The organism is Nocardia pneumoniae NBRC 100136 (assembly GCF_000308755.1).
Lineage (GTDB): Bacteria > Actinomycetota > Actinomycetes > Mycobacteriales > Mycobacteriaceae > Nocardia > Nocardia pneumoniae.
Window position 1 is genome coordinate 195,839 of the sequence record NZ_BAGF01000075.1, and the last position, 11,887, is coordinate 207,725.

Below are 11,887 nucleotides of genomic sequence, written 5' to 3' on the forward strand. Positions count from 1 at the left end.
TCCTGACAGGCAACGCTACTGTTGTGGTCTTGTGCCGAGCCGCTACCCTGTGCCGCCTGGAAGCTCGCGCATCAAGACGTCGAACTGTGGGGCGTCCGGCCAGGATGGGCGCAGCACACCGACCCGGTACCAGCCCCACCGCCGATAGTTGTCGTAGGCGCGCTGATTGTCGGGGCGGACGAGCAGTGTCGCGCGTTGCTCGGGGCGGTCAGCGAGCAGTTCATCGTGCAGGGCGCGCGCGATGCCCCTGCCGGTGAATGGCTTGCGGACCACAATTTCATGAAGGCGAGTATGCGGGAACCGTTCTCGGCGGTGAACTCGGTCTCGTCGCATTCATGGAGTTGCAGCCCGGACCACCACCCAGTCTTGGCGGTAAGCGGCCAACCCCACACCTGGCCGCAGGGTTCACCGTCGATCCGGGCAATCACCAACTCGAACGCGCCCGCGCGTTCGAGATCGGTATAGGCGTCGAACCGGTGGATGAACTGCCGCATGGGATTCGAACTCTTCACCGGATTCGATCGCGTCGACGTAGGAGTCTCGGAAGATGCGTTCGACTTCCTCGCGGAGTCGGCGCGCCTACGCGGCGGTGTAGCGCTGGAAGTCGATGCGTTCGCTCATATGGTGGTTGTCGCTTTTCGTGCCACTTCATCGAATCGCACCGAGAATTCGTCGGATCGGCCTTCGGCAACTGCCCGAACGGGGTCCAGCCGTCGCAGCGTACGAGTAGACGATACGGAGTTCTCCAGGGCCGCGAGAACAGACATCCCCTGTTCGATAGCAGCATCGATGTCGCCGATCTTCGCCAACGCCGCCGCCGAGCTTGCCCGGTGGGCCGCCGAATTGCGGGCCTTGACCTGCTCCAAAGCGAGCCCGGCGTACAGGTCAGCCGACTTCGCGAGGTTGCCCAGACGGCCAATGCCGCGGGCTTCGTGGCTTCTGATCTCGGTGGCGTTGACGAACCGCAACCATGGTGGGCACTCCTCCAGCGGCTCATGGTCGAGAGCGAAATCGAATTCCCGCCAGGCTGTGGTGATCGCCTTGCCGAATGCTGCCTGGTCGCCGAGAGTTGCGTACGCTTGCGTCTCCCGTGTGGCGATGAGGACATGGATACGGCCGGGCGCGTGGCCGCGGGTGAGTGCCCGAGCGCGGCTCGCGAGATTGAGCGCGCGATCGGGATTCGCTTCACGAGTGCCTTGCCGTTCGAGCGCCAACAGTGCGGCGCTCATGCACACGTGCACGGTCAGTGCGTCGTCGCCAGCCTGGTTCGCCAAGGCGAATGCGTCGGCATAGCACCGACGGGCGAGCGGGTGCATGTCGGCGTCGTAGGCCAGCCACCCGGAGATGGTCGCGAGTTCCCCTGCGGCGCTCATGAATGCGCGGCCCGCCCGGTCGGAAAATGCGCACGTATCCAGCAGGTGCTTCGCCATCTCGAGTTCTCGAATGGCGTCTTGCACGAGCGCAGCTCCACCAACGACCTGATCACGACGTCGGAAGTCGGCGGCGAGCGCATTGAGCCGTTGAGCGTCGGCGATTCCGATGCGGCTCGGAGTCGAATCGGGATCACTGCCCGCCGTGATAAACGCGGCCCCCACTAGCATTCCGAATTCGCGTCGCTTCACATCATCCTCGACTTCCGTCGCGCTATTTTGGTCGCACGGAACCAGATTATCGCGCGTCAGATCTGTAGGGCGCTGGCGAGCGAGCGGCGTAGCGGCGTCGCGCACGTCGCTGACCTCCGCGCGGAATCGGGCACGCTGATCGTCGGTGAGCCGGGCGAGTTCGGTGTCCAACGCCTCTGCGGACTCGCCTCGGATCGGCCGCTGTTCGGTGGCCTTTTCCCACTTGCGGATTGTTGGTGTTTGGAACCCCAGCCGTTCCGCGAATTGGTCTTGTGTCAGCCGTAGGGCTGCCAAGCGGAGTGCTTTGACCTGTACGCCCGTCCATTTGCTGACGATCATGACCACCCCTATCTCGCGTCTGCAATGCGCTGCGTCGCAAGCGTATTACTTCCGTGCGGCTTAGGTGCCTGGGATTGCATACCCAGCACGGTGAGGCTAGAGGAGCCGCCGCCGAATGGACGCTGTGCCCGTCATCGGCTCCCCGGCAGCGGATGCCCACATCAACAGAACACAACGCGCCCAGGGGGTACCGAGATGTCCGCAGAACTCACAGTCGTCGTAGTCATCGGATCAGTAGTCCTGGTCGCTTGGCTGATCACCGGCACCCTCCATCGGCACGACCCCATCGACATCAGCCTCGACGACGAGCGCATGGAACGCCTAACCCCTGACCCGCACGCTGCCCCGGCACGCCCCTATTCGGTGGACGAGGCGCACTGGATCACGCAGGAGCACATCGACTGTGACGGGATCTCCTGCGCTGCGAAAGGTGCCGCGATCCGCGTGCTGACCGAGGCCGGACGCATGAAGCCTGCGAGGGACGTCCGATGATCGCCGTAGCCACAGCGGAAACGCGGGCCCGCTGGGAGACCACCGTCGCCGACTGCACATCGACCCCGGCCGTCGAGGGTATCGAGCATGCCCGCTACCTCCTGTCCGCGCATTCCGGCCACGGCGGATGCGAGCAGTACCTGACCGCTCTCGCCTACGTGTCGGTGGTGTGCGCATGATCAACGACGACCACCTGGGCTTCCTGCAATCCGACGACGGCACATGGTCCGTCGTCGGCCCGGACGGATGGCCGGTCGAAATCCGCTCCTACGGGGAGCTTCAAGACATGACGCGCGCCCTGGGCATGCCCACGATCGACGCCGAAGCCATCACGGTCACGGACACCGAGATGTCATCAGACGATTTGCCGCAGCGTGCACCGTTCATCGGGCCGCCGGTTCCCGGATTCGGGCAGTCAGCCGAACTGGTCGAGCTTGTCGCAAAAGCCCTGCGCGAGTGGGCGGGAGCGCACGACGCGGGTCACCACGCCGGAAGCGTCGCCGAGCCGCCGCGCTGAAAACCGTGCACGGGTCCCGAAACTGGGACCACGGCGGCGACAACAGCGCCACCATCTCCGCGACTTGCTGACACGACACGGAAGGACGCAGCCAATGGACACTCTGGAGCATCCAGCGGTCGCCGTGGCGATCGAGGCCCTCGCGGATGCCGACAGCAACCTCACCGCGGTCAGCGTCGTCGTCCGCGATGACATCGCCGCTGTCGTCATAGACGGCAACCAGGGCCGATACATCGTGTTCGTTCACCCCGACGGCGACCAGTGGGCGACGCACGGAACCATGTTCGGCGCACCCCGGCCGTCTGGGCCCCGGAACGACCGCACCTCGAACTGGGAGCCGTTGCAGCGACTCGGCACCCGGTTCCGGTCCGCCACCGCCGACCAGTCCGGCGAAGGCTGGTTCGCGGTGATCGGCCGCGCCGCACACGACGCGGTATCCCTGACGGTGAGTTCCTCGCTGGAGAAACACGTCACAGCGATCGGAGCGGATGGTTTGGCGTTTGCGGTCATCCGCGCCCACGGCAGCGAGGAACCGCACATCACCGTGACCACCCGCGATGGACGGGCGATCACAGCCGGGCCGGTCGCGGCCTGATCCGACGGCCCACGGCAACTAGAACTTCCAGTTGTGGCATGTCCGCGACGCTGTTCGGCAGCATTGCGGAATCCGCCACGAACCAACCTCCGACACACCGATCAACATCATCGGCAGCCAAGCCAACCAGCAACCACCCTGCGCCGCAGCGGCGCGAGCATGTCGGTGAGCTGACCCGCTCAGCCTGGGCTGCCGGGTACTGTGAGCGTGAGCGTCGGTTCGGGTGCTCGGTGACCGAACTGCGGCCTCAGATGTGATTGTGGCCAGAGCGGCGTTCGTGGTCGATTTCGTCGTCGCGTTCGCGGTCGCGCTGATAGTCGGTTTTGGCGTTCACGTTCCACGAGATCGGGTGTGCGCCGGGGCCGCAGTCCTGGCTCAACTGGATCGTCGATTCGGGGCGGATCCGTACCTCCTGGACCAGCGGGCGGAGGTCGCTGCACATGACAAATACTCCGGCGGTGGCCGGGCCCACATCGGTATTCGTGCACTCGATATCGAGACGGCTGTCGACCGGAACCGATGAGCAGAACGCGTCACCGGGCGGCAGCGCCTGAGCAGATCCCGCGCCGACGGTCGTCGAGACCGTCACGGCCGCGAGACCGGATACTACCGCGCCCACGATCGATAGCCGGCGAGCACTTCTCTTGGGGATGAACACCGAATTTCTCTCTTTCACTGCACTGCAGAACATTTCCCGAAATCTTAGGCATACCGGAGAGGCGACCGGCACGCCCACCGCAGCGCGCGCACGATCCCGCCCGCCGCCGCCACTCCTCCCCCGTTCCTTCCCGGACTCCGGTACTGGGACGACCCCTTCGGCAGGCTGTCCCCGCAAACCCTGAAGACCGAAACTGCCACTGGCAGCGCGGAGAACGATCCACCGCCGCTACCACGACCCCGCCGACGACACGAGCCTCGCGCACCTCGCCGAGGAATACAGCGTGGGCCGCGCGGACTCACATCGCGCCGAGCCGATCTCGCGGCGGTATGGCCATGCGAACTTCGTTCTGTCGGACCATTCCAAACTGCCTGACCAGCCGCGACCCGGTCAGTACTCCCGTGACGCATCGGGCTTCCTCCGGCCCGTGTCCTCGCACTCGATTCGTTCGCGAATTCCCTTGACGGTGCGGTCCTTGGGTATCCGCTCAGGCCCGAACACCGCCACGGCGAACACGCCGAGCGGAATACCGATGACTGCAAGCCATCCGATCGTGATCACGGCAGGTCCTGGAGCAGTCGCAGCACCCGCCTGCACAGCGCGGCGTTGGCAGGCTCGAATGGGCCACTCGGTGGATGTGTCTCGGCAGCGCCCGGGATCCGTTGTGGCAGAGTCGGCAACTCCAGATACACCGACCCGTCTTCGTCGCCGTAATCGGTGACCTCCAACAGTCCGCCGTCGAAGACGACAATCCTCGTGTGCTTGCCCACCTCGACCCCTCTGCCGTTCGGTGGCAGTGCAGTAGCCCTGCCTGGAGCCGACTTCGGTCGTCGGCCCCTGGTAGGCACCCCGTGACCGGTTAGGCGTCACATGTCACGGGGGCCAGCTCAGAACGCTAAGGAGTCGAGACCGGCCGTAGCTAGGAACTTGACAGAACTTGACCGGAGTTGATTGTACTGGCCACATAGTCGGCCATCTACGGGACCATGACACATGGCAGACGCCAAACAATGTCATTCCGGTAGGCAGGAGCAACGACAATGACAGACGGTGAAGCAGGGCGAAGACTGACCCTGAGATTCCTCGGCCGGGGCGGCTCGACCGTCGGCGAATGCCCGGCGTTGTACGCCACGGACGAAGGCTCGTACGTAGCGCAGGGCTGGGCTACGGGCCAGTCTGGAACAGTGGAGATTCCACACTTGCTACTCGGGTTCTTGGAGCCGGATACGTTCATAGGGGCCACGCTGACGGACACCGGCCGGGGAACGTTCACCCTGACCGGTCGACCGATCACGGATGCCGAGACGATGAGCCAGCTCGATCTGGCCGACGACGAAACGGCTATCGAGGTGCCGATGCTGGAAAGGACGTTCTACGGTGCTTCTACTGCAAGGTGATCCGTACCCGGATCTTCTCCGCTCATGCCAGCACGAAGCGTTCCACCTCGAAGTCCGCGACTCCTACGGCGTCGCTGTAGAGTCCGAGCCATTGCGTCGGTTCCTCAATGGGGAGCCGGCCAGGGACCTCGAATGGTTTGGTCCGTGGCGGTCGCTCATCGAGGAGACGACCGGCCGGGGTGTAGCTGTGCGACGGGTGCGGGTACTCACCGAGCCACACACCGACTACCACCGTTGGATGCTGACGACGACACCCGAGAACATCCATGCCGGGGAAGACATCCGGTACCTACCGCGCCATCTTGCGGACACAGTGCCCGATGAGGACTACTGGTTGTTGGATGACGAACGAGTAGCCTTCCACGTGCGCGATTCCGACGGGCGCGGACTTGGCGTAGCCGTCACCTCGGACGCTTGGATCGTTGATCACTGCGTCAGCGTGAAACGACGGCTATGGGAGCTTGCCACGCCATTCGAGGACTATGCGGGGCCTAGCACTCTGAAGTGAGCGACTCGGTTCACCAACAGCGGGAAGCGCTCGGTAAGCGACTGCGCGAGATGCGGAAGGACGCCGGACTCACCGGACGCCAGCTCGCGACTCTGGCGGGCTGGCACGAGTCCAAGGTGTCCAAGGTGGAGACCGGTGACCGTAGCCCCACAGAGGCCGATCTACGGGCCTACTGTGCCCACACAGGTAACCAAGGGCAGTTGGCAGACCTGATAGCTACCCTCCGCAATATCGAAGCCGCATACCTGGAATGGCGGCGAGTGCTTCACGCCGGAACCAGGCGACGCCAGGAACGATCTGTAGCGCTGGCCGAACAGACCAAGCTCATGCGGATCTACGAACCGGTGTTGATTCCTGGGATTCTCCAGACCGCCGAGTACGCCGAGGCGGTGCTACGCCGAGCCATCGAGTTCTACCGGATACCCAACGACGTGGACCAAGGCGTATCGAAACGACTCGAGCGGCAACAGGTTCTTTACCGTGGTGACCATCGGTTCCACATCCTGATAGCCGAGCAGTCCTTGTCTACGACTGTGGGAGACCCCGAGGTTATGACCGGTCAGCTAGACCGGTTGCTCGCTGTTATGGGGTTACCTCGAATGCTGTTCGGTGTGGTGCCCTCCGGGGCCGAATGGCTCACGCCTGCGACGAACTTCGTCATGTTCGACGACCGGATGGTTCTCGTCGAGGCGATTTCAGCGGAGCTGATGATTACTCAGCCCCGAGAGATCGCGTTGTACGCGCGTGCGTTCGAAACGCTCGCCGCGCAGTCGGTCACCGGCAAAGCTGCGCGTGCGCTGGTGGGGGCGGCGCTGGACCGATGGCGGAGCAAGCCCTAGGTAGCGGGGCGATCGGACGCGGGTTCGCAGTCCTGGCTGCGCCGCTACGCCACGAAATACTCGATACGGGTTCCGCCGCGCCTGGGCGGCGTTGCGGTTCAACGAGGGCAGCTCGAGTGAGTGGTGTTACACGCGTTGGTGTGCAACACCACTCACCGCACTACTCGGACCCGGGCTCGGGACGAGTCAGTTGTCTCTCGGCCTGACGGCGTAGACCTCGTGCAGCGACTCGGCACCCGGTTCCGGTCCGCCACCGCCGACCAGTCCGGCGAAGGCTGGTTCGCGGTGATCGGCCGCGCCGCCCACGACGCAGCATGAGGACATGTCTTAAGGGGGTTTTACAACTGTCCGGTATCGTCTCGACCGTTGTGAGTAACCGGTTCCTGACGGCGCTCGAGTGCGGGAGCGCTCCGGCGCGTGCATGCTGGACAGGGTTGACCCGGGGAGACCTCCTATGCTGGGACCGCTTGCCGACATGCGGAGCGGTGCGCGGGTGGGAAGAAGGAGACTGCGGAGGATGAGCGAGCGGGTCCGTAGTACGCATCCCGGCCGTGTCACCATCCGGACGGTCGCCAACGCGGCCGGGGTCTCGACCGCGACCGTTTCTCGTGTCATGAGCGGTGTGAACACCGTGAACCCCGAGCTCGCCGCGAGGGTCCGGCGAGCCGCTGAGGAACTGGCCTACCGCCCCAGCGAAGCCGCTCGCGGCCTGGCGCGCGGCGGCCTGCGCCATGTCGGCCTGCTGATGCCCGACCTCGCCAATTCCTATTTCCACGACATCGCCAAACATCTGCATCAGGCGGCATCACAGGCCGGCTTCCGCATGCTTATTGCCGATCACACCGGCGACCCGGCCGACGAGTACACCACCGCGTGGGACCTGATGGGCCACGTGGACGGTTTGATCCTGCTGTCCTCCCGCATCACTGCGACAGGGTTGAAAGAACTCGCCCGCCAAACCACCCCCGTGGTGCTGGTCAACCGCGTGGAGCTCGGTGTCGATCTCCCCATGGTCGGGGTGGACGGCTTCACTGGCATGCTTGAGCTCTGCGCCCATCTGGCAGACCTCGGCCACCGCCAGGTCGTATACCTGTCCGGTTCAGACCATGCCTGGCAGGACCGGGAACGATGGCGCGCCATCCAGACCAGCCACTTTTTGGGAATACAGGCCGTCAGGGTCGAATGCGACGGAACACTCGAGGCCGGCTACCACGCGATCGAACACGCGCTCGGTCACCACCCGACCGCACTGATCTGCTTCAACGACCTGTCCGCCATCGGCGCCATCTCCAAGCTGCGAGAACTCGGGATCGATGTGCCAACCGACATCTCGGTCACCGGTTTCGACGACATCACCATCGGGCGCCATGTCCCCCCTGCCCTCACCACCGTCGCAAGCCCACGAGACGAACTCGGCCGCCGGGCATGGTCCCTGCTCCACGCCGCCTTGGAACAGCAACCTCCCGCCGAGGTATCCACGCTGCTGACCACCTCCTTGATCAAACGCCAATCAACCGGCCCGAACATCACGACCGGCAAGTCCACTCGCGACGAGCTCTGACAACCTTGCCGCTATACAACGGGCCATCATCCACGGTATGGTCCTACTGCATGAGCAAAGTAACCGGTTTCTGGCGACATGCGCGGTGGCTGTGTGTCGTCCTGTGCGTGGGTGTGGCCGCGTGCGCGAGCGCCGAGCCCGGGCCAAAGACGGTCGACTACAACAACATGCCCGGCTACAACTACGACGAGGCGAAGATCCCGCCGTACGAGTTGCTCGACCCGCAGCGCATGGCCGACGGGAAACCTGTGACGACGCAGCAGCAATGGTGGACCCAGCGTCGGCCGGAGATCGTGAAGCTGTTCGAAGACAACATCTATGGGCGTACGCCGGCCGCCGCCGATCAGGCTCCCGTGCGCGTGGAGTCCGTCGAAGGCCGCGCCCCAGCATTGGATGGGCTTGCCTACCGCGAGCAAGTGGACCTGATCTTCGGGCCGACACCGAAGCCGGGCAGCCATACCGCCTGGCGCATGCGTGTGCTGCTGTACCTGCCTGCCCGTGCGACCGGGCCGGTGCCGGTGATCTTCGGCCTCAACGGTGGCGGCAACCAGTCGGTCGTCGACGACCCGGGTATCAAGCCGACCGATGTCTGGGTCAGCGAAGACGAGCAGGCGCCGCATCCCGAAACCCCAGGAGCGGACACCCGCGGATCGCAAAGCACGCAGTGGCAGGTCAAGACCGTGTTGTCACGAGGCTACGGACTTGCAACGGCCTACTACCAAGACCTCGAGCCCGACGCGAAAGACCAACGCGTCAATAGTGTCCGCGCCCTGTTCGAAAAACCTGGGACCTCCCCTGCGCCGAACGAGTGGGGCGCTGTCGCGGCGTGGGCTTGGGGATACCGTAAGGCGGTCGCATACCTGCGGAGCAACCCCGCCGTCGACGCGGCTCATGTCGCGGTGACCGGCCACAGCCGCCTGGGCAAGGCCGCCGACTGGGCCGCGGCCACCACACCGGAGATCGGCGCACTGCTGTCGACGGAATCCGGAAAAGGCGGGCAGTCGATCCAGCGACGCGAGCTCGGCGAAACCGTCGAACACCTCGCTGAGAAGTTCCCGCACTGGATGTGCCCGGCCTACGCCACGTGGATAGACCGTGACCAACAGATACCGGCAGACGGAAACCTGCTGCTGTCACTGGTGGCGCCGCGCCCGCTGTACACCGCGAGCGCCAACGACGACCGATGGGCCGACCCCAAAGGCGAATTCCTCTCCCTGCGCAGCGCCGCAACCACCTACACGCTGCTGGGAACGAGCGCCCTCCCGTCGGACACACCCATGCCTCCGGTCGATCAACCGATCGGAACCGACACCAACACCGCCTACCACATCCGCTCCGGCAAACACGACGTCACCGCCTACGACTGGCAGCGCTACCTCGACTTCCTCGACACGCGCTGGGGTGCACCCGCACACCGGTAGACAACGTCCGGCCTGCCCATAGACCGGTGTAACTCGTTCGTTCCTTGACGATTGGGTTACTTATGGGTGATGGGCAGGCCGGGGTTTCCCTGCTGAGATGAATAATTTACATCGATGAATTCGTCTGCGCGCCAACGAGTTCTGTGGCAAATCTGCAGAGTTCTCGCGAATAGTCCCCACAATTCGCGGACACCTGGTCCGTTTCAGCCCCTCACCGCACAATTCGATCGAATCGGCACAGCCCCATGACTTTTGCATCCGGCTCCGGGTCCGCTTCAACGCGCACCGCCACAGTCGACACTCCGATCGTGACAACTGCGGAGCTGCGCCGCGCCGCGTGGGGTAGCTCGGTCGGAAGTGCGCTCGAATACTACGACTTCGCGCTTTACAGCCTGGCCTCCACGCTTGTATTCGGGCCACTGTTCTTCCCGGGCAACACCGCCTCCACCGGGTTGATGCTCAGCTTCGCCACCTACTTCATCGGTTTCGCGGTGCGGCCGCTGGGCGGGCTGTTCTTCGGCCGTCTCGGCGACCGTCTGGGGCGCAGATTCGTGCTCATGGCGACGATCATCATGATGGGTGTGGCCAGCACCGGCATCGGTGTGCTGCCCACCTACCATGGCAACGAAAACGACTGGTACTCAACTGGAGTTGGCCTACTTGCCCCGATTATGCTGATCGGGCTACGCATCGTGCAGGGCCTCGGAGCCGGTGCCGAGATGGCGGGCGCGTCGATCCTTATGACGGAATACGCACCACCACGTCGGCGTGGCTTCTATGCCTCCCTCCCCTTCCTCGGAGTACAGGCCGGCACTGTCGCGGCGGCGCTGGTGTACTTCGCGGTGTTCCACGTCCACCACTCGATCACCGATTCCTGGCTGTGGCGGCCACCTTTCCTCGCCAGCGCGGCAATCCTCGTCGTCGCAATGTACCTGCGAGCCAACCTCAAAGAATCGCCGACGTTCACCAAGCTCGCCCCTCGCGACCGGATAGACGAGCGTCCACTGCGGAACCTGCTCGCATCGTCACGGCCGGTACTGCTGCGGGGCATCGGCCTGAGGATTGCCGAGAACGGTTCGTCATCGATCTACCAGGCCCTCGCGGTAGCGTATGTGACCAGCGCGGCGGTTGGTCTCGAAGGACCTATCGGCGCGTTGTCGCTGGTGTTCGCGGCATCGCTCGGATCGGTGACGATACCGATCGCCGGAATCCTTTCCGACCGGTTCGGCCGTGTGCGCACCTATCGAGCATTCGCCTACTTCCAGCTGATTTCGGCGTTTCCGATCTGGTGGGTGCTCAGCCGCGGAAGCGTGGTGGCGACGATCGTGGTCATCTCGCTAGCCCTCGGTGTCGGCACATGGGGGATGTTCGGCTCGCAGAGCGCGTTGCTGAGCGAACTGTTCGGCGCCCGGCAACGCTACCTCGGTGTGTCGGTGGCCAGAGAGATCTCGGCAGTGATATCCGGTGGTATCGCGCCATTGATCGGCGCATGGATTATCACCCAGGTCGTGGCCACCGACGGTGGACCAGACATCCCCGAGGCCGGCCTCGGCGCATGGAAATTCATCGCCGGCTACCTGTGCATCCTCACCACTATCACGATCGTCACCACCTTCATCACGCCGGATCCAACCAACCGCGACCTCGACGACCCGCGCGATGTGATCACCGCGATTCATCATCGGTGACAAGACAGTCGCTGGTGCAACCTCCCCCCACGGCACTGCAGTGTCCGGGAGTCAGTCAGTGGCAGGACTTGGCGATGTCGACCTGAGGTAACTGCGGCAACGCGCCATGGGACATCATGTTCTCGCCCGCATTCGACACCGTGGTGAATGCCGTCCAGGACTGGGCATTCCGGCGCGAAGGCTGGCGAACAGCGCTGGCCTGGGAACGGCTCCAGTTCGACGGTTGACCAGGCTCATCTCGACACCTATG

The 11,887-nt window shown here is 64.3% G+C and carries 15 protein-coding genes; 10 read left to right on the top strand and 5 right to left on the bottom strand.

Annotated features, from left to right (window positions below):
• Positions 1–42 precede the first annotated feature (42 nt).
• Both ON34_RS37795 and ON34_RS24390 read right to left on the bottom strand, forming a co-directional pair.
• Entirely contained in the window at positions 43–333 is a 291-nt protein-coding gene (locus ON34_RS37795) for a GNAT family N-acetyltransferase (RefSeq protein ID WP_281032466.1), read from the bottom strand.
• A 284-nt stretch (positions 334–617) separates the two neighbouring features.
• Positions 618–1,961, bottom strand: coding sequence for an NsdA family TPR-like regulatory protein (locus ON34_RS24390; RefSeq protein WP_157172408.1), 1,344 nt, complete (start codon positions 1,959–1,961; stop codon positions 618–620).
• A gap of 195 nt (positions 1,962–2,156) precedes the next feature.
• On the opposite strand from ON34_RS24390, the gene ON34_RS24395 reads away from it, so the two are divergent.
• The 4 genes from ON34_RS24395 (at position 2,157) to ON34_RS24410 (ending at position 3,565) form a co-directional block, all read left to right on the top strand.
• Positions 2,157–2,453 (top strand): hypothetical protein, encoded by a 297-nt coding sequence (locus ON34_RS24395; protein WP_040783411.1) that lies wholly within the window; start codon positions 2,157–2,159, stop codon positions 2,451–2,453.
• The gene (locus ON34_RS24400; protein WP_040783413.1) at positions 2,450–2,632 is read left to right on the top strand and encodes a hypothetical protein; all 183 of its coding nucleotides are present in this window, start codon (positions 2,450–2,452) and stop codon (positions 2,630–2,632) included. Before ON34_RS24395 ends, ON34_RS24400 begins: the two co-directional genes overlap by 4 nt.
• On the top strand, positions 2,629–2,970 hold the full coding sequence (locus ON34_RS24405) for a hypothetical protein (RefSeq protein WP_157172409.1): 342 nt from the start codon (positions 2,629–2,631) through the stop codon (positions 2,968–2,970). Before ON34_RS24400 ends, ON34_RS24405 begins: the two co-directional genes overlap by 4 nt.
• 94 nt (positions 2,971–3,064) lie before the next feature.
• Entirely contained in the window at positions 3,065–3,565 is a 501-nt protein-coding gene (locus ON34_RS24410; protein ID WP_040783418.1) for a hypothetical protein, read from the top strand.
• Between the two features lie 247 nt (positions 3,566–3,812).
• On the opposite strand, the gene ON34_RS24415 is transcribed toward ON34_RS24410, so the two are convergent.
• The 3 genes from ON34_RS24415 to ON34_RS36310 form a co-directional block, all read right to left on the bottom strand.
• Entirely contained in the window at positions 3,813–4,301 is a 489-nt protein-coding gene (locus tag ON34_RS24415) for a hypothetical protein (RefSeq protein ID WP_157172410.1), read from the bottom strand.
• Between the two features lie 312 nt (positions 4,302–4,613).
• A complete protein-coding gene (locus tag ON34_RS36305) occupies positions 4,614–4,784 on the bottom strand; it encodes a Sec-independent protein translocase family protein (RefSeq protein ID WP_157172411.1) in 171 nt (56 codons plus the stop codon).
• On the bottom strand, positions 4,781–4,993 hold the full coding sequence (locus ON34_RS36310) for a hypothetical protein (protein ID WP_040783424.1): 213 nt from the start codon (positions 4,991–4,993) through the stop codon (positions 4,781–4,783). The genes ON34_RS36305 and ON34_RS36310 overlap by 4 nt, the downstream gene beginning before the upstream one ends.
• A gap of 270 nt (positions 4,994–5,263) precedes the next feature.
• Here ON34_RS36310 and ON34_RS24425 point away from each other — a divergent pair, with 270 nt between their 5' ends.
• From ON34_RS24425 to ON34_RS24450, 6 genes are all read left to right on the top strand, one after another.
• Positions 5,264–5,620, top strand: a complete 357-nt coding sequence (locus ON34_RS24425; RefSeq protein WP_245548176.1) for a hypothetical protein — start codon at positions 5,264–5,266, stop codon at positions 5,618–5,620.
• Positions 5,601–6,128, top strand: coding sequence for a DUF6879 family protein (locus ON34_RS24430; RefSeq protein WP_040783426.1), 528 nt, complete (start codon positions 5,601–5,603; stop codon positions 6,126–6,128). Before ON34_RS24425 ends, ON34_RS24430 begins: the two co-directional genes overlap by 20 nt.
• The gene (locus tag ON34_RS24435) at positions 6,125–6,967 is read left to right on the top strand and encodes a helix-turn-helix domain-containing protein (protein ID WP_040783429.1); all 843 of its coding nucleotides are present in this window, start codon (positions 6,125–6,127) and stop codon (positions 6,965–6,967) included. Before ON34_RS24430 ends, ON34_RS24435 begins: the two co-directional genes overlap by 4 nt.
• Positions 6,968–7,484: 517 nt before the next feature.
• Positions 7,485–8,528: a LacI family DNA-binding transcriptional regulator gene (locus tag ON34_RS24440; RefSeq protein ID WP_051023052.1), complete on the top strand. Its 1,044-nt coding sequence runs from the start codon at positions 7,485–7,487 to the stop codon at positions 8,526–8,528.
• 50 nt (positions 8,529–8,578) lie between these two features.
• The gene (locus tag ON34_RS24445; protein ID WP_157172412.1) at positions 8,579–9,949 is read left to right on the top strand and encodes a glucuronyl esterase domain-containing protein; all 1,371 of its coding nucleotides are present in this window, start codon (positions 8,579–8,581) and stop codon (positions 9,947–9,949) included.
• A gap of 245 nt (positions 9,950–10,194) precedes the next feature.
• Complete coding sequence (locus ON34_RS24450) at positions 10,195–11,637, top strand: MFS transporter (protein WP_051023054.1); 1,443 nt, start codon at positions 10,195–10,197, stop codon at positions 11,635–11,637.
• Positions 11,638–11,887 lie beyond the last annotated feature (250 nt).

Bases quoted from the DNA above. Each gene is read 5' to 3' on its own strand.
- ON34_RS24425 (WP_245548176.1), top strand. From the start codon at position 5,264: ATGACAGACGGTGAAGCAGGGCGAAGACTGACCCTGAGATTCCTCGGC.
- ON34_RS37795 (WP_281032466.1), bottom strand. From the start codon at position 333: ATGCGACGAGACCGAGTTCACCGCCGAGAACGGTTCCCGCATACTCGC.
- ON34_RS24400 (WP_040783413.1), top strand. From the start codon at position 2,450: ATGATCGCCGTAGCCACAGCGGAAACGCGGGCCCGCTGGGAGACCACC.
- ON34_RS24445 (WP_157172412.1), top strand. From the start codon at position 8,579: ATGAGCAAAGTAACCGGTTTCTGGCGACATGCGCGGTGGCTGTGTGTC.
- ON34_RS24450 (WP_051023054.1), top strand. From the start codon at position 10,195: ATGACTTTTGCATCCGGCTCCGGGTCCGCTTCAACGCGCACCGCCACA.
- ON34_RS24440 (WP_051023052.1), top strand. From the start codon at position 7,485: ATGAGCGAGCGGGTCCGTAGTACGCATCCCGGCCGTGTCACCATCCGG.
- ON34_RS24410 (WP_040783418.1), top strand. From the start codon at position 3,065: ATGGACACTCTGGAGCATCCAGCGGTCGCCGTGGCGATCGAGGCCCTC.
- ON34_RS24405 (WP_157172409.1), top strand. From the start codon at position 2,629: ATGATCAACGACGACCACCTGGGCTTCCTGCAATCCGACGACGGCACA.
- ON34_RS24390 (WP_157172408.1), bottom strand. From the start codon at position 1,961: ATGATCGTCAGCAAATGGACGGGCGTACAGGTCAAAGCACTCCGCTTG.
- ON34_RS24395 (WP_040783411.1), top strand. From the start codon at position 2,157: ATGTCCGCAGAACTCACAGTCGTCGTAGTCATCGGATCAGTAGTCCTG.